Origin of the sequence: Pantoea allii (assembly GCF_002307475.1) — a bacterium.
In the GTDB taxonomy this organism is placed as follows: domain Bacteria; phylum Pseudomonadota; class Gammaproteobacteria; order Enterobacterales; family Enterobacteriaceae; genus Pantoea; species Pantoea allii.
The window spans coordinates 1-21005 of sequence record NZ_NTMH01000053.1 but is presented as its reverse complement, the minus strand read 5'-3'; the positions used below and the strand labels follow the sequence as shown (position 1 = coordinate 21005).

Below are 21005 nucleotides of genomic sequence, written 5' to 3'. Positions count from 1 at the left end.
ATAACCATGCGCAAGACGATCCCTGCCGTAGTTGCCATTCTGGCGGCTTTATCCGCTTCTCAGACGTTCGCCGCCGATCAGCCCGGTAAAGGCATTACGGTTAAACCGGTACAGAGTACGATTGCTGAAGAAACGTTTCAGACGCTGCTGGTGAGCCGTGGCCTGGAGAAACTGGGTTATACCGTCGAGAAACCCAGTGAAGTGGATTACAACGTTGCCTATACCACCATTGCGTCTGGCGATGCGACCTTCCTGGCGACCAACTGGCAGCCTCTGCATGACGATATGTATAAAGCCGCAGGCGGTAGCAATAAGTTTTATCGCCAGGGAACCTACGTCTCCGGTGCGGCTCAAGGCTATCTCATCGACAAGAAAACCGCTGAGAAGTATCACATCACCAATATCGCCCAGCTAAAAGATCCGAAAATTGCCCAGCTGTTTGATAGTAATGGGGATGGTAAAGCGGATATGACCGGCTGTACGCCAGGCTGGGGCTGTGAGGCGGTGATTAATCACCAGAATGAGGCTTATGGTCTGAGTAAAACAGTCACCGCTAACATGGGCAACTACTCGGCAATGGTGGCGGACACCCTGGCGCGCTTTAAACAGGGAAAACCTATTCTGTACTACACCTGGACGCCTTACTGGCTGAGTGATGTGCTTAAACCGGGCCGCGACGTCGTTTGGCTCCAGGTGCCGTTCTCCTCATTACCGGGCGAACAAAAAGGCGTGGATACCAAACTGGCTAACGGCGCGAACTATGGTTTCCCGGTCAACACGATGCACATCGTTGCCAACAAAGCCTGGGCGGAAAAAAATCCGGCCGCAGCCAAACTGTTTGCCGACATGAAACTGCCGATTAATGATATCAATGCGGAAAATGCAGCCATGCATGCCGGGCAAAACTCGGAAGAGGATATCAATCGTCACGTAGACGGTTGGATCAAAGGCCATCAGGCACAGTTTGATCAGTGGATTAGCGACGCCCGCGCTGCCGCTAAATAAGGCACAACTGACTGACGAAGGGCGGACGGTGGTTCGCCCTTTTTTTTCGCCATCACCTGTCCATCCACGCGCCACATAAACATAGCCCTCAAATAATTTTTTAGGTTATTATTAACGTCACATTATTAATTTTTACCTCAGCCTCTCTATGACAACCTCTCGTCCTGGTTTAACGCCCGCCCTGGTGGGACTGATGTCCGTTGCCACCGGCCTGTGTGTCGCCAGCAATTATTATATTCAGCCACTGCTCCACACCATTGCGCAGCACTTCGACTTATCTGTCGCGCTCGCCGGGTTCATTGTGACCACCGCACAGCTTGGCTATGCTTGTGGGCTGCTGTTACTGGTCCCGCTCGGCGACATGCTGGAACGGCGCGGCCTGATTGTTGGCATGATCGTGATGGCTGCGGTTGGCATGGTGATCATTGCCCTCTCTTCATCATTCCCCTTTCTGCTGCTGGGAACGGTGATCACCGGGCTCTTTTCCGTCGCGGCACAGATTCTGGTGCCGTTGGCCGCAACGCTGGCCGCGCCGGAAAAACGGGGAAAAGTCACTGGCACGGTGATGAGCGTACTGCTGCTGGGCATCCTGTTGGCACGAACCGTTTCGGGCGGCCTGGCACAGTTGGGTGGCTGGCAAACCGTCTACTGGGTCGCCAGCGTCTTGATGCTGCTGATGGCACTGGCCCTGTGGCGCACTCTGCCGCGCATTACGCCGTCTGTCTCGCTAAATTACCGCCAGCTTCTGGTTTCCATCTTTCAGTTGTATGCGGCCGATCCGGTGCTGCGTACCCGGGCTTATAGCGGCTGCCTGACCTTTGCGAATTTCAGCATCCTGTGGACATCCATGGCGTTCCTGCTCTCCTCCGCACCCTATGGGTTCACGGAAGGGGAAATCGGACTGCTGGGGCTGGTCGGTGCAGCCGGTGCGCTGGCCGCCAGAAAGGCAGGCTCGCTGGCGGATAAAGGTAAGGCCGGACTCACCACCAGCGCAGGCTTGCTGATTATGCTGTTGTCATGGGCAGCGATCGCCTGGGGCGCGCAGAATCTTGTGGCGCTGATTATCGGCATTTTGTTGCTGGATCTTGCCGTTCAGGCCGTGCACATCACCAACCAGAGCGTCATTTATGCGCGTCTGCCTGAAGCACGCAATCGCCTGAATGCCGGTTATATGACCAGCTACTTTATTGGCGGTGCGCTAGGCTCATTGTTGTCGGCAAATGCCTACTATCTGGCAGGCTGGTATGGCGTCTGTGTGGCCGGGGCGATATTGACTTCCCTGAATTTGATCATCTGGTGGCGGAATCGTGGTCTGGAACAGGCGAATAGCCCGAATAGTGTGATTTAGCCTGTTCAGCAGAGTGTGAGTTTGCTATCGTTGGCCCAAAGTTATTCACGTAAGTTATTTTTTCTTTCGTAATCATTTGATGTCGTACCGTTTCACTGTACGACCAACGCGTATGGAATAGATGCGCAAAACCTTTACCCTGGGGTCAAGGACAGATCGTGAATCACCACAGTGCGACAGCCTGAGGATGGGGTTTCAGAACCCGGTCACTCACCCATAATGCTGCCACCGTGGTTACTATAAAAGTTGAAATTAGTGAGGTTTTTTCTAATGGAAAGTTCGTTTACGCCCATTGAGCAGATGTTAAATATCCGTGCAAATCGTCATGCAGATTTTCCCTTCCAGGAGATTCTCCTGACGCGTCTTTGCATGCACATGCAGGGTAAGTTGCTGGACAATCGCAACAAAATGCTTAAAGAACAGGGAATTAATGAAACCCTGTTTATGGCGTTACTGACGCTTGATGCACAGGAAGATCAGAGCATCCAGCCCTCTGAACTGAGCACCGCGCTGGGTTCATCACGGACGAATGCAACACGTATCGCTGATGAGCTGGAAAAGCGCGGCTGGATTGAACGTCGTGAGAGCGCTCAGGATCGTCGTTGCCTGCATCTTCATTTGACCGACAAAGGCAATGCGTTTCTGCAACAGGTGCTGCCACCTCAGCATCAGAGCCTGCAATACCTGTGGTCTTCTCTGACCGGCGATGAGAAATCGCAGTTGGAAAACATCACCCGCAAGCTGCTTACCCGTCTGGATAAAATGGAAGAAGATAAACTAACGGCTTCCCTTTCACGGTAATAGCAAGATCTGCGACACAATCACCTGACGAAATCGTTATTTTAACCCTCTTTTATCCGGCCAGCGCTTAGTCGCTGGCTTTTTTGGCTCGGGCGAAGGTGAAAACGGAGTTTAACCCGCCGACATAGTGGAAAACGTGGAGAAATAAATGAGTGCAACAGAGGCGCAAAGCCCGCATCAACCAGTCAATAACAAGAAGAAAAAGCGCAAAGGTGCGCTGATATTACTGGCGCTGGTGGTCATACTGCTTGGCATTGCGTGGGGCGTTTACTGGTATTTAGTGTTGCGCCACTATCAGGAAACGGATGATGCTTATGTCGCCGGTAACCAGGTGCAGGTCATGGCCCAGGTATCAGGCAGCGTGAATAAAGTCTGGTTTGATGATACCGATTACGTCAAAAAAGGTGATGTGCTGGTGTCGCTGGATAAAACCGACGCACAGCAGGCGTTTGAAAAAGCGCAGACCGGGCTGGCAACCAGTGTGCGTCAGGTGCACCAACAGATGATCAATGCAAAGCAATATCAGGCAACGATTAATCTCCGTCAGACCGCGTTAGATCAGGCACAGGCCGATCTGAAACGTCGCGAGCCGTTGGGTGCCTCTAACCTGATTGGGCGTGAAGAACTGCAACACGCGCGCGATGCCGTGGCTTCAGCGAAAGCGGAGCTGGATGTGGCGGTTCAGCAGTACAACGCCAATCAGGCGGTGATCCTGAATACGTCTCTGGAAAACCAACCCGCAGTGAAGCAAAGTGCGGCAGAACTGCGTGACGCCTGGCTGGCGCTGCAACGTACTGAGATTCGCAGTCCGATGGATGGCTATGTGTCTCGCCGCAGCGTGCAGGTCGGTTCACAGATCAGCACCAGCACCCCATTGATGGCGGTCGTACCCGCAACCAACCTGTGGGTGGACGCTAACTTCAAAGAGACACAGCTGGCTGGCGTGCGTATCGGCCAATCGGCCACCGTGGTGGCGGACATTTACGGTGACGATGTGGTGTACCACGGTAAAGTCGTGGGTCTGGATATGGGCACCGGGAGCGCGTTCTCGCTGTTACCGGCGCAGAACGCCACTGGTAACTGGATCAAAGTGGTTCAGCGACTGCCGGTCCGTATTGAGTTGAACCAGGACGAAGTGGCTAAACATCCTCTGCGTATCGGGCTGTCAACATTGGTAGAAATTGATACCGATAATAAAGACGGCAGCGCACTGGCTACCAGCGTTCGTCAGCAGGCTGCCTACAGCAGCAACGCCCTGGCCATTGACCTTGCACCGGTCAATAAGCTGATTACCGATATCGTCCACGCGAACGCCGGATGATGACCCGGAGGCTGTAATGGCACAAGCACCGCTCAAAGGGATGCCGCTGGTCTTAATGACCATTGCGCTATCCCTGGCGACGTTCATGCAGGTTCTGGATTCCACCATTGCTAACGTTGCTATACCGACCATTGCGGGTAATCTGGGGGCCTCAAACTCCCAGGGTACCTGGGTCATCACGTCTTTCGGGGTGGCAAACGCCATCTCGATTCCGATAACGGGTTGGCTGGCCAAACGCATCGGTGAAGTCAAACTTTTTACCTGGTCGACCATCCTGTTTGCGCTGGCTTCCTGGGCCTGCGGCATGTCGAAAAGCCTGGAAATGCTGATTTTCTTCAGGGTGATTCAGGGGATCGTTGCAGGTCCGTTGATCCCGCTGTCGCAAAGCCTGTTGCTGAATAACTATCCGCCCGCAAAACGCAGTATCGCCCTGTCACTCTGGGCGATGACAGTGATTGTGGCCCCCATATGCGGCCCCATTCTCGGCGGCTGGATCAGTGATAACTATCACTGGGGCTGGATCTTCTTTATCAACGTGCCGATTGGTGTAGTGGTCATTATGCTCACGCTGCAAACCCTGCGCGGTCGTGAAACCGAAACGCAAATTCGTCCTATCGATACCGTTGGCCTGGTGCTGCTGGTTGTCGGGGTTGGCTCGTTGCAGGTGATGCTGGATCGCGGTAAAGAGCTGGACTGGTTTAACTCCACAGAAATTATCGTCCTGACGATTGCGGCGGTGTTGGCGCTGGTGATGTTACTGATTTGGGAGCTGACAGACGATCACCCTATCGTCGATCTGGCCCTGTTTAAATCGCGCAACTTCACCATAGGCTGTTTGTCCCTTAGCCTGGCCTACATGCTCTATTTTGGATCGATCGTTCTCTTGCCGCAGCTGCTACAGGAGGTCTACGGTTACACCGCCACCTGGGCAGGGCTGGCCTCCGCGCCAGTCGGGATTATTCCTGTCATCCTGTCGCCCATTATTGGTCGGTTCTCCCATAAGCTTGATATGCGGAAACTGGTCACCTTCAGTTTCATCATGTATGCCGTTTGTTTCTACTGGCGCGCTTACACGTTTGAACCGGGCATGGATTTTGGTGCATCAGCCTGGCCGCAATTTATTCAGGGCTTCGCGGTCGCCTGCTTCTTTATGCCACTTACCACGATTACGCTGTCGGGTTTGACACCCGACCGGATGGCAGCGGCATCCAGTTTGTCAAACTTTGTGCGTACGCTGGCGGGTTCAATCGGGACCTCGATCACCACCACGATGTGGACGGATCGTGAGGCAATGCACCACAGTACTCTCAGCGAATCGGTGACGCCTTATAACGTCAATGCGCAGCAGACGTACAGTCAGTTGGAGGGGATGGGCATGACGCATCAGCAAGCCTCGGCGTACATTGCGCAGCAGATCACCAATCAGGGATTGATCATCTCTGCCAACGAGATTTTTTGGGCCTCGGCAGGCGTGTTTCTGATACTGCTGGTGCTGATCTGGTTTGCCCGTCCACCCTTTACCGCCGGTGGCGGTGCGGGTGGCGCGCACTAGTCGTAACAGCGCGTAGCCTTGTGGCAGGTTCTGGCGTGGCGGTGATGCATGCCAGAACCTGTATTGGCTACCAGCGCGTCGCTTTCATATCAATCACGAAACGGTACTTCACGTCACCTTTTAGCATTCGCGTGAAGGCCTCTTCGACCTGCTCTCCGCGAATCATCTCAATGTCCGCCGTGATATTCTGCTCGCCGCAAAAATCCAGCATCTCCTGCGTTTCTTTAATGCTGCCAATCGATGAGCCGCTAATGCTTAAGCGACGGAACACCATCGGCGTCACGTCCGGTGAAACGTGCGGACTGTCCGGGATACCCACCAGCACCAGGCGACCATTGGTTTTAAGCGTCGCCAGGTAAGGATCAAGATCGTGAGGGGCCGCCACACAGTCAAGGATAAGATCCAGCCCATTCCGGCTGGCTTGCATCGCCGAGGCATCGCGTGACACCACCACATGACGGGCACCGAGACGCTGGGCGTCCTCGGCTTTGCCTGGCGACGTGGTGAAAAGCGTGACCTCAGCGCCCAGGGCACGTGCCAGCTTCACGGCCATATGCCCTAACCCGCCTAAGCCAATGACGCCAACCTTATCGCCCGCTTTAACGTTAAAATGGCGCAGCGGTGACCACACGGTTACGCCAGCGCACAACAATGGCGCAACACCAGCCAGCGGCAGGTGCTGTGGCACCGACACCACGAAGTCCTGATCGACCACCACGTGCTCGGCATAACCGCCCCATGTCCGGTCACCGGTGTATTTATCCGTACCGTTATAGGTGGCGGTGAAGCCGGCCTCACAATATTGTTCTTCCTGCTGCTGACAAAAATGGCATGTGCGGCAGGAATCCACCATTACGCCCACCCCCACAATATCACCAGGTGCAAACCGACTGGCAGCGTGACCGGTTTCAACCACCCGTCCCACAATTTCATGTCCCGGCACCAGGGGATAATGGCTTGCCGCCCACTCGTTGCGTGCCATGTGCAAATCTGAGTGGCAAACGCCACAGTAAAGAATTTCGATTCTGACATCCTCCGGCTGAAGCGGGCGCAGCGCTATTTGCCCAGACGTAAGCGGCTGGGTTGCATCCTGGGCGACTAGTGCATTAATTTTCATCGTGCCTCTCATAGTGACTGGCTTTATATAACTGAGGGCGGCAAACTCTACTTAAACGGATTCATTATTGATAGTAGTTACCATTTGGTGACCATAAAAGGAGTGCGCTGACGATGCCTGCCTGGGTAGAAGGTAAACTGGTTTTTTATGTGGATTCGCCACCGCGCCGACTGATGGATCTTTTTTCTGCCAAGTGGAATCCGATGGTGCTGCATGCCTTGTACCACTGGCCCGGCGGACGGGCGCGCACGGGCGAACTACAGCGGAGCCTGCAGGGAATATCGAAAAAGATGCTGTTTCAGACGCTGAAGGAGCTTGAGCAGCGAGGGTTAATCGCCCGTCATGTTTATGACGTGATCCCACCCAAAGTGGAGTACCAGTTAACCGCCCTGGGCAACCGTTTTGCAAAACCGGTGGAACAGCTTTATCAGTGGGGGCTGGATAATCAGCGGGCGCTTGATGAGATGGATGAACAGGTTCAGCGCGCGGCGTCTGGCGCTGAAAAAGATACGGGCTGACGGGAAACAGACAATGGATGGCGCGTTTAACGGCGCCATCATTTAATAGCACGGTCAGGCGTTCTGACGCCACCATTCGGCAAGCAGTACGCCGGTTGCCACCGACACGTTCAGGCTTTCAACATTCCCGGTGCCGCCAATTGACAGGCTCATATCACCCTGCTGGAAGGTGCTGTCGGACAAACCTTCACGCTCCTGTCCCAGCACCAGTACCATTTTGGCAGGCAACTCAGCTTTAGACAGCGGCGTCCCCTGATGGCTTGAGGTGGTCACTATGGTGTAACCCGCTTTGCGGAACGCTTCCAGGCCTTCATTGAAGGTGGTACCGCTGATGGCCTGAACATGTTCGGCTCCGCCTTCAGCCGTGCGAACCGCCGCACCCGATTCCAGCAGAGAGGCATCGTTGACCAGCAGGCCTTTCACACCGAAGTGCGCGCAGCTGCGCATGATAGCGCCAAGATTATGGGGATTGCTGACATCTTCAAGCGCCAGCACGCAGTCTTTGGTTTCGGCCTTGCTGAGCCACTCGGCCACGTCCATGCCCATGCGTTTTTTAATCAGGAAGCAGACGCCGCCGTGGTGCTCAGTACCGGAAGCTTTGGTGATCTCTGCGTCATCCACCACGTGATAGGCTTTGCGGTTAGCCGCCAGCCAGCGCAGCGCATCGCGAAAACGCGGCGTCACACTTTGCACAAACCATGCACGGACGATGCATTCAGGACGGCTCTGGAACAGTGCCTGACAGGCGTTTTCGCCATAAACACGGGTTTCTTCCAGACGCTGACGACGAATCTGCTCTACGTCAACCACGCCTTTACCGCCAATCCCAGGATTTTCGGGTTTGGTGTCTTCGGCTACCGGTGGGCGGGATACGGTGCGCCAGGGTGAATCGCTGCTGCCGTAGGCATCACGATTGTCGCTGCCACGATCGTTGCGACGCGGTGCGCTGTCACTGCGGCGTGGTGCGCTGTCGCTGCGACGGCCCGTACTGCGTCCGCCGTCTTCACTACGCTCAGTACGCGGGCCAGATGAACGACGATTGTCTTCACGACGAGCAGCAGGACGGCCACCTTTGCCTGTACGAGGATTCGGCGCACGCGCGCCTTGCTCATCTTCGCCACGCACATACATGACTTTGACCTTACCACTTTTGCCTTTAAATTCGTCGTTCATTTCTTCCTCCTGCATTGAGAGCGCGAAGATTACCTGATGTGACTGCGCTTAGCTATCAACTATTGAACCTATAGAGCAATCCACATTGAGCCGATCTTATCACCCTTTCATAATGGACAATATTGAGCAAAGTGCTCTACATCATTATCAGAGGTTTTTATGAATACGGTATGCACGTCTTGCCAGGCAACCAATCGCGTTCCCGAAGAACGGCTTGCCGAGGGTGCCAAATGTGGTCGCTGCGGTGAAGCCTTGTTTTCGGGCGATGTCATTAACGCGACGGCCGCAACGCTGGACAGCTATCTGCGGGACGATCTGCCGGTCGTGGTGGATTTTTGGGCCCCGTGGTGCGGACCCTGCGTTAACTTCGCCCCGGTGTTTAAAGATGTCGCTCAGGAGCGCAGCGGTAAAGTCCGCTTTATCAAAGTGAATACAGAGGCAGAACCGGCTCTGAGCAGTCGTTTCCGCATTCGCAGCATCCCGACCATCATGGTGTTTAAGAACGGCGAGATGGTGGATGTCTTAAACGGTGCCATGCCGAAAGCCCCTTTCAACGAGTGGCTCGACGAATCCCTGTAAGCACGACAGGCCAGCCTGGCTGGCCTTTTCCCTTTGTCCGACGCTTCGATTACACTACGCTTTTTCCTGTCCTGAATAATCATGTCTGATAATGCCGTTTTGCGTTTACGAGCCCAACGCCTGGCCCGTGCCACGCGTCCCTTTCTGGCACGCGGGAATCGTGTGCTCCGCTGCCAGGGATGCCTGTTGCCTGAAATAAATTGCCTGTGCGCCAGCATCCAGGTGCAGTCTGCCCGCAGTCGCTTTTGCCTGGTGATGTTTGATACCGAACCCATGAAGCCGAGTAATACGGGCCGGTTGATTGCCGATGTGTTACCGGACACCCAGGCATTTGGCTGGTCACGTACCGAGCCCGATCCCGCATTGCTGGAAGCCGTTGCCGATGAGGCTTATCAACCGCTAGTGGTTTTTCCTGCCTCGTATGCGGATGAAGGCCGCGAGGTTATCCACTCGCCGCCGCTTGCGGGTAAACCGCCGCTGTTTATTATGCTGGATGGCACCTGGAACGAAGCGCGGAAGATGTTTCGTAAAAGCCCCTGGCTTGACCGCTTTCCGCTGATCTCGCTCAATGTTACGGCCCCTTCTCGCTACCGACTGCGCGAAGCGCATGGCGAAGGCCAGCACTGTACCGCAGAGATCGCGGCGGCGCTTCTGGAGCAGGCGGGCGATACGGAGGCGGCACAGGCATTAACCCAGCATTTTGAGCAGTTCCGTCAGGCTTACCTTGCGGGTAAGCCGCATCATCCCGGCCAGGCGCGGTAATGCGCGCCCTGGCAGGCTGATTGTCGTTATTCAGGCTGGGATCTGCCCGACGGTAAAAAAGTCTAAAAGCGTTTACACTCACCTAAATCTCGATGAATGGAGAAGGTGATGAGTCAACGTGGGCTGGAAGCGCTGTTACGACCCAAATCGATTGCGGTAATCGGCGCCTCGGTCAAGCCGGGACGGGCAGGCTATTTTATGATGCGTAATCTGCTGGCGGGTGGCTTTAGCGGCCCGGTGCTGCCGGTGACGCCAAAATATAAAGCGGTTAGCGGTGTGCTGGCCTGGCCTGACATTGACAGCCTGCCCTTCGCCCCGGACCTGGCGGTGATCTGTACCCATCACAAAAGAAACCTTGAGCTGTTACAGCAGCTTGGCGAGAAAGGGTGTAAAGCCTGTATTATCCTCTCCGCGCCTGCCAGTCAGTTAGCCGAGTTAAAACAGTGTGCCAGCCGCTGGCAGATTCGTCTGCTGGGTCCCAACAGTCTGGGATTACTGGCCCCATGGCAGGGCCTTAACGCCAGCTTTTCTCCTGTACCTATCGCCAAAGGCCGCATCGCGTTTATTTCGCAGTCGTCAGCCGTATCCAACACCATTCTTGACTGGGCGCAGCAGCGCAACCTTGGCTTCTCGTGGTTTATCGCCTTGGGTGACAGCCTGGATACCGATGTGGACGATCTGCTGGATTTTCTTGCCCGCGACGGCAAAACCAGTGCGATTCTGCTTTATCTTGAACACCTCAGTGATGCCCGTCGCTTTGTTTCAGCATCCCGCAGCGCGTCCCGTAACAAGCCTATTCTGATCATCAAAAGCGGGCGCAGCCGTCAGGCACAGGCGCTGCTCGGCACACACAGCGGTCTGGATGCCGCCTGGGATGCGGCTATCCAGCGCGCGGGCTTATTACGCGTGCAGGATACGCACGAGCTGTTTACGGCGGTGGAGTCGTTAAGCCATATGCGTCCACCACGCGGGCACCGGCTAATGATTATCAGCAATGGCGCAGCACCCGCTGCACTGGCGCTGGATGAACTCTATGCCCGCAACGGGAAGCTCGCCACGCTGAGTGAGCCAACGGTACAGCAGCTCAATGCCGTGCTGCCAGAAGGCGTTGGCCACGGCAATCCGGTTGATTTAAAAGATGATGCAACGCCGGAACGCTACCTGGCCTGTCTGACCGTTCTGCTCGACAGCCACGATTTAGATGCCCTGATGATTATTCATGCCCCCAGTGCCGTCGCCCCGGCGACTGAAACCGCAGAGAAAATCATCCAGCTGATTCATCAGCATCCGCGCGGCAAACAGCTTACGCTGTTGACCAACTGGTGCGGCGAATACTCTTCTCTGGCGGCACGACGGGCTTTTACCCAGGCTGGCATTCCCACCTGGCGTACGCCGGAAGGAACCGTCACCGCGTTTATGCATCAGGTTGAATACCGGCGTAACCAGAAGTTATTGCGGGAAACCCCTGCCTTGCCGGTAAACCTGACGCAGGATAGCGCTCAGGCTCACCAACTGCTGTCCCAGGCGCTGGACAAGGGCATTTTGTCTCTGGACACGCATGAAGTGCAGCCCGTCCTCAAAGCCTACGGTCTGGCGACGCTACCGACCTGGATTGCCAAAGACAGTGAGGACGCGGTCACTATCGCCGAACAAATCGGTTATCCGGTGGCACTGAAGCTGCGTTCGCCCGATGTGGCGCATAAGTCTGAGGTACAGGGCGTAATGCTCTATCTGCGTAACGCCGCGGAAGTAAAGCGAGCGGCTGATGCTATCGTTGACCGCGTAACACAAACGCTGCCGCACGCACGGATTGAAGGGCTGGTCGTACAAAGCATGGCCAACCGGGCCGGTGCTCAGGAACTGCGGGTCGTGGTGGAGCAGGATGCCCTGTTTGGCCCCATCATCATGCTGGGTGAAGGCGGCGTAGAGTGGCAGGCCGAGAAGCAGGCCGCCGTGGCCTTACCACCGCTCAATATGACGCTGGCGCGTTATCTGGTGATTCAGGCAATCAAAAGCGGCAAGATCCGCAGCCGGAGTGCCCTGATCCCGTTGGATGTCGCTGGCCTGAGCCAACTGCTGGTGCAGGTCTCTAACCTGGTGGTGGATTGCCCGGAAATACAACGCCTGGATATTCATCCGCTGCTGGCGGCGGGCAGTGATTTCACCTTACTGGACGTCACGCTGACGCTTGCGCCTTTTACCGGTGACAGTGAAACGCGTCTGGCCATACGTCCTTATCCTCAGCATCTGGAAGAGCAGGTAGAACTGAAGGACGGTCAGCACTGTTTATTCCGCCCCATCCTGCCCGAAGATGAACCGCTTCTGCGCGACTTCATCAGTCAGGTCACCAAAGAAGATCTCTACTACCGCTATTTCAGTGAAATTAATGAGTTCACCCATGAGGATCTGGCCAATATGACGCAGATTGATTACGACCGGGAAATGGCAATTGTTGCGGTTCGTCAGCATCAGGGGCAGCCGGAAATTATCGGTGTCACTCGCGCCATTTCTGATGCAGACAACATTGACGCGGAGTTTTCGGTGCTGGTGCGCTCGGATCTCAAAGGGCTGGGAATGGGACGACGTTTACTTGAAAAAATGATTCGTTACACACGCGCCCATGGTCTGCAACAACTGAATGGCATTACCATGCCCGGCAACCGCGGCATGGTCACACTGGCGAAAAAACTCAACTTTAGCGTAGATGTGCAGATGGACGATGGCATCGTCAGCCTGAAGCTTTTGTTACAGGATAATGTCACTTTACCGTGTAGAGAAAAGTAAAAATCGCCCCGTTAGCCGTGGTTGATGTTATTATTTAGCGTTATGACCCTGATTTGGTGGCAAAAGGCCATACAATGAACCGAGAAGAAGTGCACTGTGATGTTGTCTAAATTTAAACGCAATAAACACCAACAACACCTCGCACAGCTGCCTAAACTGTCACAATCTGTTGCGGATGTGTCGACGTTATATTCGCCTGCCGAATTTCGCGAGACGCTTTTGGAAAAGATTGCGTCAGCGCAATCGCGCATTTGTATCGTCGCACTCTATCTGGAAAATGACGATGCGGGTCGGGCCGTTATGGATGCATTATATGCCGCGAAAATGGCTCGTCCACAGCTGGATATCAGTATCTTAGTCGACTGGCACCGCGCGCAACGGGGTCGCATTGGTGCCGCACGCGGTGTTACTAATGCCGACTGGTATTGCGAGATGGCCCAGCTACATCCCGATAACGTGATTCCAGTCTATGGCATTCCGGTTAATACTCGCGAAGCAATGGGCGTACTGCATCTGAAAGGTTTCATTATCGATGATACCTTGCTCTACAGTGGCGCCAGCATTAATGACGTTTACCTGCATCAGCACGACAAATACCGCTACGACCGCTATCAACTCATCCGTAATGCCGCGCTGACCGATACCATGTTCGAATGGATGAATGTGCATTTGAAAGATGCAGAGGCGGTCAATCGCCTGGACTATGCTGACCGTCCATCCAGCCCGGAAATCAAAAATGAAACGCGTCAGTTTCGTCAGGACTTACGCGGCTTTAACTATCAGTTTGAAGGTAATGCCGGTAACGATGAACTCGCCGTCACACCGCTGGTCGGGTTGGGTAAGCGCAGCCTGCTGAATAAGACCATTTTTCATTTAATGCCGTGCGCCGAAAAGAAGCTCACCATCTGCACCCCCTATTTCAACCTGCCAGCACTGTTGGTGCGCAATATCATTGCCCTTTTACGCCAGGGTAAAGAAGTTGAGATTATCGTGGGGGATAAAACGGCGAATGACTTCTATATCGCGCCCGATCAGCCGTTTAAAATCATCGGTGCCTTGCCCTATCTCTACGAAATTAACCTGCGTCGTTTTTTAAGCCGCCTGCAGTATTACGTCAGCAACGGTCAACTGACCGTGCGTCTCTGGAAAGACGGTGAAAACAGCTATCACCTGAAAGGCATGTGGGTTGACGATGAGTGGCAGCTTATTACGGGCAACAATCTTAATCCGCGCGCATGGCGACTGGATCTGGAGAATGCGGTCCTGATTCACGATCCTCTGCAGCAGTTGACCGAGCAGCGACAGCATGAGCTGATGCTGATTCGTCAACACACCAGGGTTGTTGGGCACTTCCGTGAGTTGGAAAGCATTGCTGACTACCCGGCGAAGGTGCGTAAGCTGATTCGCCGTCTGCGCCGTATTCGTATCGATCGGCTCATCAGCCGTATCCTGTGAAGATCCAGAATGCCGCAGCCTGACTGCGGCATTCTGTCTGCCCTGTTACAACTTAATGCCTTTTCCGTGCCGGTGTAGCAGCAGCGACACCAGGAACGCCAACGCCCCCATGACGGAAACGTACCAGAAGAACGTGGTCTCCATACCGTTGTGCTTCATCAGTAACGCCACGTATTCTGCAGATCCACCGAAGATCGCATTTGCCACCGCATAAGAGAGCCCAACGCCGAGCGTTCGAACCTCCGGCGGGAACATCTCTGCTTTCAAAATCCCACTGATTGAGGTGTAAAAGCTGGTAATCAGTAACGCCAGCATAATCAGGGCAAAGGCAATACCGGGACTTTGTACGTTTTGCAGCAGCGTCAGGACAGGTACCGTACAAATCGCCGCACCCGCACCAAAAATCATCATGGAGGTGCGTCGGCCAATCCTATCGGAAAGGCCGCCAATAATGGGCTGTAGCAGCATGTAAACCAGTAAAGCGCCGGTCATCAATCCACTGGCGGTTTTGGCATCCATGCCTGAAGTGTTCACCAGGTACTTCTGCATATAGGTGGTAAAGGTGTAGAAGCTCAACGAACCGCCCGCCGTAAAACCCAGCACCATCAGGAAAGGTTTCGTGTGGTTACGTAATAAGCCAATGACACTGCCGGCATCGCGATGCTCACGGCTCTGTTTATCGGAAGTTTCGTCCAGAGAGCGACGCAGCCACAGCGCTACCACGGCGAGCATCGCCCCCAGGAAGAACGGAATGCGCCAGCCCCATGTACGTAGCTCCTGATCGGTTAACATAAACTGCAGCACTACCACCGTCAGCACAGCAGCTAATTGTCCGCCAATTAATGTCACGTACTGGAACGATGCGTAAAACCCTTTCCGCCCTTCCAGCGCCACTTCACTCATATACGTTGCGCTTGTACCGTACTCTCCGCCCACTGACAGTCCCTGAAACATACGCGCCAGCAATAACAGGATCGGTGCGGCGATCCCGATACTGTCATAGCCCGGCAGGCAGGCAATCACCAGGGAGCCGAAACACATCATACAGACAGAGATCAGCATCGATTTTTTGCGCCCGTGGCGGTCACCGATATAGCCAAATAACCAGCCGCCAATTGGCCTCATTAAAAAGCCTGCGGCAAATACGCCTGCTGTTTGCAATAACTGGGTTGTGGTATCACCTTGCGGGAAGAAAATGTGGGCGAAGTAGAGTGAGAAAAACGAGTACACATAAAAGTCGAACCATTCGACAAGATTACCTGAAGATGCGCCTACGATGGCCCAGATACGTTTTTTTTGGTCAAGCACCTGCGCTTGTTGATTCTTGATCACGTCTGACATGCTATGCCTCGGCTCCTTGCTGATAAGCAGCGTTAAAGCGTTGAGTAAAGCACGGTCATGGCGGAAACGGAAAGATGTGTTGTCTGAATATGACAAAATGTGACATGTGTTGTTAATTCCCTGAAACAACTGAAATCTTCAGTCGCGCAGGGAGGGGAGGCCAGCGGCCTCTTCCCGTCCACATGCACATCAATGACGAGGAAGAGGTCGTGTTAATCCGTTAAAACGCGGTGACTACCGTTACCCCCGGCGATTCAAACTTATCCATATTCATTAACGCTTCTATGGATTGCTCAAGGTTAATGGTTCTGCCAATGAGCTTCTCAGGGCGGAGTTTTCCCGCCGCTATCATATTCATCATGACGTCATAGCGGTGGGCCTGCATGCCATGACTGCCAATAATTTCCAGTTCATTAGCAATCACCCTGGCCATTGGGATAGGCGGTGCACTATGTTCACCCGCCATCAGGCCTATCTGGATGTGCCTGCCTCTTTTTCTTAGTGAGTTAATGGAGTTCACGCAGGTGACCGTATGACCGAGTGCATCCAGGGAAACATGCGCTCCACCCTGGGTAATGTCTTTGATGGCTTCTGCCACATTGTGCACACGTGCAGCATTCACGACGGCGACGGCACCCAAATCCCGGGCCAGCTGCAATTTATCCTCCGCGATATCAATCGCTACCACGTTTGCCCCAAGTGCATTCGCAATCATGATGGCGGAGAGGCCAACCCCACCACAGCCGTGGACGGCAAGCCACTGCCCTGCAGACGTTCTTCCCTGATCGACTACTGCCCTGAACGAGGTGATGAAACGGCATCCGAGGCTCGCTGCGGTAGTGAAGTTAAGTGTGTCCGGCAGCGCGATGAGGTTCAAGTCCGCCTGCTGTACCGCCACATATTCTGCGAAAGACCCCCAGTGAGTGAAACCTGGCTGGAACTGACGATCGCAAACCTGCTGATTGCCTGAGTGACACTCGTGACAAAAACCACAGCCCGACACGAAGGGCACCGTGACATTATCGCCAGGCCGCCATTTTGTCACCGCGCTGCCAACAGCTTCTATCGTGCCCGCAAATTCATGTCCTGGCACATGTGGCAAAGGGATATCGGGATCGTGCCCCACCCAGCCATGCCAGTCACTTCGGCAAACCCCGGTCGCTTTGACCCGAATCACCACGCCGTGGGGCTCGGGAGTGGGGTCCGGCACCGTTTTCAGTAGTGGTGGCGACAGAAATGACTCGTATATGACAGCTTTCATCAGTAAACCCTCATCGTAGGTGTCTTTAAAATTATACCTTTCGATCAGGAAATTACTTTTCAGCTATTGCAGCTGAATAATTAATTATGAAATTATCCTTCATTAAATACGCTAAAAATGAGTGGATATGTCAGTGAGCATTCTGGATAAGAAAGATCTGGCGCTGCTGCGTTATCTCCAGCAGGACGGCAGAGTATCAAGCCTTAAGCTTTCTCAGGATTTGGACGTAAGTCCAGCCTCGGCGTGGCGACGACTGAAACGGCTTGAAGATGAGGAATTTATTGAAGGCTATCAGGCGGTGATTAACCGCAGAAAGGTGGGCTTTGGCGTGATGGCATTTGTCCGTCTGGTTTGCAGTCAGCACAGTGAGGCAGCAACCCGGGACTTTGAAGAACGGATCACGGCCAATCCTTACGTACTTTCCTGTCACAACATCACCGGTGAAGCCGATTTTCTTTTACAGGTCGTGGCGCGGGATTTAGACCATTACAGTCTGTTTATTGAAAAGGAATTGCGTAAATTACCCGGAATTCTGAGTATTAATTCTTCTATATCACTGAGAGAAGTAAAAAAAACGCATCCGTTGCCGGTCTAGCGGTGGTGCAGGTTTATAACGCCAGGTGCCGTGCAAGATAACCGGCCTGACGCCCTGCTTTTCACCGGTTACGGACGTAAAAAAGCCCTGAACTTTCGTTCAGGGCTTCTTCACTTATTGTAGGGAGTGAGAGCGTCTGTGAGTAAGTTTTTTACGTTACGACGGACACGCCATCCGGCTTTCTCACGCGCCGTTTTATCCCGGCCCGGCGGTTTGAATGACGCGGACGGCGCTCGCGCGGTCCCGGCTGCGCAGCATAACCGGCCTGACGCCCCGCTTTCCGCAGGTTAGGGACGTAAAAAAGCCCTGAACTTTCGTTCAGGGCTTCTTCACTTGTTTGATGCCTGGCAGTTCCCTACTCTCGCATGGGGAGACCCCACACTACCATCGGCGCTACGGCGTTTCACTTCTGAGTTCGGCATGGGGTCAGGTGGGACCACCGCGCTACAGCCGCCAGGCAAATTCTTTGTGCACGAAACGACTCTTTTACGCCATGAACGCGTTGCATTCGCTCTGCCGCACCGGTCACATACTTCAGTATGCTCCCGCTGACGTCATCGCTCTGCGCCTTCTCATGCCGCAAAATCTGTCGTTTCCGCAAATTCTTTTCCGGTAAACACAGCTGAAAATTCAATCGTCTCTCAACCAAAACGCCTCTGGCGTTGTAAGGTTAAGCCTCACGGGTCATTAGTACCGGTAAGCTCAACGCATCGCTGCGCTTACACACCCGGCCTATCAACGTCGTCGTCTTCAACGTCCCTTCAGGAGCCTTAAAGGCTCAGGGAGAACTCATCTCGGGGCAAGTTTCGTGCTTAGATGCTTTCAGCACTTATCTTTTCCGCACTTAGCTACCGGGCAGTGCCACTGGCGTGACAACCCGGACACCAGCGGTGCGTTCACTCCGGTCCTCTCGTACTAGGAGCAACCCCCCTCAATTCTCCAGCGCCCACGGCAGATAGGGACCGAACTGTCTCACGACGTTCTAAACCCAGCTCGCGTACCACTTTAAACGGCGAACAGCCGTACCCTTGGGACCTACTTCAGCCCCAGGATGTGATGAGCCGACATCGAGGTGCCAAACACCGCCGTCGATATGAACTCTTGGGCGGTATCAGCCTGTTATCCCCGGAGTACCTTTTATCCGTTGAGCGATGGCCCTTCCATTCAGAACCACCGGATCACTATGACCTGCTTTCGCACCTGCTCGAGCCGTCACTCTCGCAGTCAAGCTGGCTTATGCCATTGCACTAACCTCCTGATGTCCGACCAGGATTAGCCAACCTTCGTGCTCCTCCGTTACTCTTTAGGAGGAGACCGCCCCAGTCAAACTACCCACCAGACACTGTCCGCAGCCCGGATTACGGGCCTACGTTAGAACACCAAACATTAAAGGGTGGTATTTCAAGGTTGGCTCCACGCAGACTGGCGTCCACGCTTCAAAGCCTCCCACCTATCCTACACATCAAGGCTCAGTGTTCAGTGTCAAGCTGTAGTAAAGGTTCACGGGGTCTTTCCGTCTTGCCGCGGGTACACTGCATCTTCACAGCGATTTCAATTTCACTGAGTCTCGGGTGGAGACAGCCTGGCCATCATTACGCCATTCGTGCAGGTCGGAACTTACCCGACAAGGAATTTCGCTACCTTAGGACCGTTATAGTTACGGCCGCCGTTTACCGGGGCTTCGATCAAGAGCTTCAGCTTGCGCTTAACCCCATCAATTAACCTTCCGGCACCGGGCAGGCGTCACACCGTATACGTCCACTTTCGTGTTTGCACAGTGCTGTGTTTTTAATAAACAGTTGCAGCCAGCTGGTATCTTCGACTGGCTTCAGCTCGGGGAGCAGGTCCCTTCACCTACGCGCCAGCGTGCCTTCTCCCGAAGTTACGGCACCATTTTGCCTAGTTCCTTCACCCGAGTTCTCTCAAGCGCCTTGGTATTCTCTACCTGACCACCTGTGTCGGTTTGGGGTACGATTTTGTGTTACCTGATGCTTAGAGGCTTTTCCTGGAAGCAGGGCATTTATCACTTCAGCACCGTAGTGCCTCGTCGTCACGCCTCAGTGTAAAGTGAACCGGATTTGCCTGGAACACACACCTACACGCTTAAACCGGGACAACCGTCGCCCGGCTGATATAGCCTTCTCCGTCCCCCCTTCGCAGTAACACCAAGTACAGGAATATTAACCTGTTTCCCATCGACTACGCCTTTCGGCCTCGCCTTAGGGGTCGACTCACCCTGCTCCGATTAACGTTGAACAGGAACCCTTGGTCTTCCGGCGACAAGGTTTTTCACCTTGTTTATCGTTACTTATGTCAGCATTCGCACTTCTGATACCTCCAGCATGCCTCACAGCACACCTTCGACGGCTTACAGAACGCTCCCCTACCCAACAACACATAGTGTCGCTGCCGCAGCTTCGGTGCATGGTTTAGCCCCGTTACATCTTCCGCGCAGGCCGACTCGACCAGTGAGCTATTACGCTTTCTTTAAATGATGGCTGCTTCTAAGCCAACATCCTGGCTGTCTGTGCCTTCCCACATCGTTTCCCACTTAACCATGACTTTGGGACCTTAGCTGGCGGTCTGGGTTGTTTCCCTCTTCACGACGGACGTTAGCACCCGCCGTGTGTCTCCCGTGATAACATTCTCCGGTATTCGCAGTTTGCATCGGGTTGGTAAGCCGGGATGGCCCCCTAGCCGAAACAGTGCTCTACCCCCGGAGATGAGTTCACGAGGCGCTACCTAAATAGCTTTCGGGGAGAACCAGCTATCTCCCGGTTTGATTGGCCTTTCACCCCCAGCCACAGGTCATCCGCTAATTTTTCAACATTAGTCGGTTCGGTCCTCCAGTTAGTGTTACCCAACCTTCAACCTGCCCATGGCTAGATCACCGGGTTTCGGGTCTATACCCTGCAACTTAACGCCCAGTTAAGACTCGGTTTCCCTGCGGCTCCCCTATACGGTTAACCTTGCTACAGAATATAAGTCGCTGACCCATTATACAAAAGGTACGCAGTCACCCCCATAAAGAAGGCTCCCACTGCTTGTACGTACACGGTTTCAGGTTCTGTTTCACTCCCCTCGCCGGGGTTCTTTTCGCCTTTCCCTCACGGTACTGGTTCACTATCGGTCAGTCAGGAGTATTTAGCCTTGGAGGATGGTCCCCCCATATTCAGACAGGATACCACGTGTCCCGCCTTACTCATCGAACTCACAACCTGTGCACCTTTGTGTACGGGAGTATCACCCTGTACCCTGCGACTTTCCAGACGCTTCCACTGATGCACAAGCTGATGATGGTTCTGGGCTCCTCCCCGTTCGCTCGCCGCTACTGGGGGAATCTCGGTTGATTTCTTTTCCTCGGGGTACTTAGATGTTTCAGTTCCCCCGGTT

15 protein-coding genes and 2 rRNA genes are annotated in these 21005 nt (G+C 54.1%); 11 read left to right on the top strand and 6 right to left on the bottom strand.

The genetic code is table 11. The features are described 5' to 3' along the window. Window positions 1-6: 6 nt before the first annotated feature. From proX to emrB, 5 genes are all read left to right on the top strand, one after another. The gene (gene proX, locus CMR03_RS22900; RefSeq protein WP_063880685.1) at window positions 7-1005 is read left to right on the top strand and encodes a glycine betaine/L-proline ABC transporter substrate-binding protein ProX; all 999 of its coding nucleotides are present in this window, start codon (window positions 7-9) and stop codon (window positions 1003-1005) included. 148 nt (window positions 1006-1153) lie between these two features. After that, window positions 1154-2353 (top strand): MFS transporter, encoded by a 1200-nt coding sequence (locus tag CMR03_RS22895; RefSeq protein WP_096012743.1) that lies wholly within the window; start codon window positions 1154-1156, stop codon window positions 2351-2353. A 270-nt stretch (window positions 2354-2623) separates the two neighbouring features. Next, window positions 2624-3154 (top strand): transcriptional repressor MprA, encoded by a 531-nt coding sequence (mprA, locus tag CMR03_RS22890; protein WP_063880687.1) that lies wholly within the window; start codon window positions 2624-2626, stop codon window positions 3152-3154. Between the two features lie 148 nt (window positions 3155-3302). After that, window positions 3303-4475, top strand: a complete 1173-nt coding sequence (gene emrA, locus CMR03_RS22885) for a multidrug efflux MFS transporter periplasmic adaptor subunit EmrA (protein ID WP_063880688.1) — start codon at window positions 3303-3305, stop codon at window positions 4473-4475. 16 nt (window positions 4476-4491) lie between these two features. Continuing rightward, entirely contained in the window at window positions 4492-6027 is a 1536-nt protein-coding gene (emrB, locus tag CMR03_RS22880; RefSeq protein ID WP_096012742.1) for a multidrug efflux MFS transporter permease subunit EmrB, read from the top strand. 67 nt (window positions 6028-6094) lie between these two features. On the opposite strand, the gene CMR03_RS22875 is transcribed toward emrB, so the two are convergent. Beyond that, window positions 6095-7144, bottom strand: a complete 1050-nt coding sequence (locus CMR03_RS22875) for an NAD(P)-dependent alcohol dehydrogenase (protein ID WP_096012741.1) — start codon at window positions 7142-7144, stop codon at window positions 6095-6097. 113 nt (window positions 7145-7257) lie between these two features. On the opposite strand from CMR03_RS22875, the gene CMR03_RS22870 reads away from it, so the two are divergent. Next, window positions 7258-7662 carry a winged helix-turn-helix transcriptional regulator gene (locus CMR03_RS22870; RefSeq protein ID WP_096012740.1) on the top strand — a complete coding sequence of 135 codons (405 nt, stop codon included), beginning with the start codon at window positions 7258-7260 and terminating at the stop codon, window positions 7660-7662. Window positions 7663-7716: 54 nt separating this feature from the next. Here the strand turns inward: CMR03_RS22870 and CMR03_RS22865 are convergent, their stop codons facing one another. Next, window positions 7717-8835 (bottom strand): tRNA/rRNA methyltransferase, encoded by a 1119-nt coding sequence (locus tag CMR03_RS22865; protein ID WP_096012739.1) that lies wholly within the window; start codon window positions 8833-8835, stop codon window positions 7717-7719. Window positions 8836-8994: 159 nt separating this feature from the next. Between CMR03_RS22865 and trxC the strand changes: the two genes are divergently transcribed. The 4 genes from trxC to pssA all read left to right on the top strand — a co-directional run bounded on the left by trxC (window position 8995) and on the right by pssA (window position 14415). After that, on the top strand, window positions 8995-9414 hold the full coding sequence (trxC, locus tag CMR03_RS22860; RefSeq protein ID WP_063880693.1) for a thioredoxin TrxC: 420 nt from the start codon (window positions 8995-8997) through the stop codon (window positions 9412-9414). An 81-nt stretch (window positions 9415-9495) separates the two neighbouring features. After that, window positions 9496-10176: a tRNA-uridine aminocarboxypropyltransferase gene (locus tag CMR03_RS22855; RefSeq protein WP_096012738.1), complete on the top strand. Its 681-nt coding sequence runs from the start codon at window positions 9496-9498 to the stop codon at window positions 10174-10176. A 108-nt stretch (window positions 10177-10284) separates the two neighbouring features. Then, the gene (locus tag CMR03_RS22850) at window positions 10285-12960 is read left to right on the top strand and encodes a bifunctional acetate--CoA ligase family protein/GNAT family N-acetyltransferase (RefSeq protein ID WP_096012737.1); all 2676 of its coding nucleotides are present in this window, start codon (window positions 10285-10287) and stop codon (window positions 12958-12960) included. A 96-nt stretch (window positions 12961-13056) separates the two neighbouring features. Next, window positions 13057-14415, top strand: coding sequence for a CDP-diacylglycerol--serine O-phosphatidyltransferase (pssA, locus tag CMR03_RS22845; protein ID WP_172823911.1), 1359 nt, complete (start codon window positions 13057-13059; stop codon window positions 14413-14415). A 45-nt stretch (window positions 14416-14460) separates the two neighbouring features. On the opposite strand, the gene CMR03_RS22840 is transcribed toward pssA, so the two are convergent. Both CMR03_RS22840 and CMR03_RS22835 read right to left on the bottom strand, forming a co-directional pair. Beyond that, the gene (locus CMR03_RS22840; protein ID WP_096012736.1) at window positions 14461-15756 is read right to left on the bottom strand and encodes an MFS family transporter; all 1296 of its coding nucleotides are present in this window, start codon (window positions 15754-15756) and stop codon (window positions 14461-14463) included. A gap of 220 nt (window positions 15757-15976) precedes the next feature. Next, window positions 15977-17017 carry a zinc-dependent alcohol dehydrogenase family protein gene (locus tag CMR03_RS22835; protein WP_096012735.1) on the bottom strand — a complete coding sequence of 347 codons (1041 nt, stop codon included), beginning with the start codon at window positions 17015-17017 and terminating at the stop codon, window positions 15977-15979. Window positions 17018-17144: 127 nt separating this feature from the next. Between CMR03_RS22835 and CMR03_RS22830 the strand changes: the two genes are divergently transcribed. Beyond that, window positions 17145-17612: an Lrp/AsnC family transcriptional regulator gene (locus tag CMR03_RS22830; RefSeq protein WP_181377140.1), complete on the top strand. Its 468-nt coding sequence runs from the start codon at window positions 17145-17147 to the stop codon at window positions 17610-17612. 342 nt (window positions 17613-17954) lie between these two features. On the opposite strand, the gene rrf is transcribed toward CMR03_RS22830, so the two are convergent. Both rrf and CMR03_RS22820 read right to left on the bottom strand, forming a co-directional pair. Beyond that, window positions 17955-18070 (bottom strand): 5S ribosomal RNA (rrf, locus tag CMR03_RS22825). 208 nt (window positions 18071-18278) lie between these two features. After that, window positions 18279-21005 (bottom strand): 23S ribosomal RNA (locus CMR03_RS22820); the annotation flags it as partial.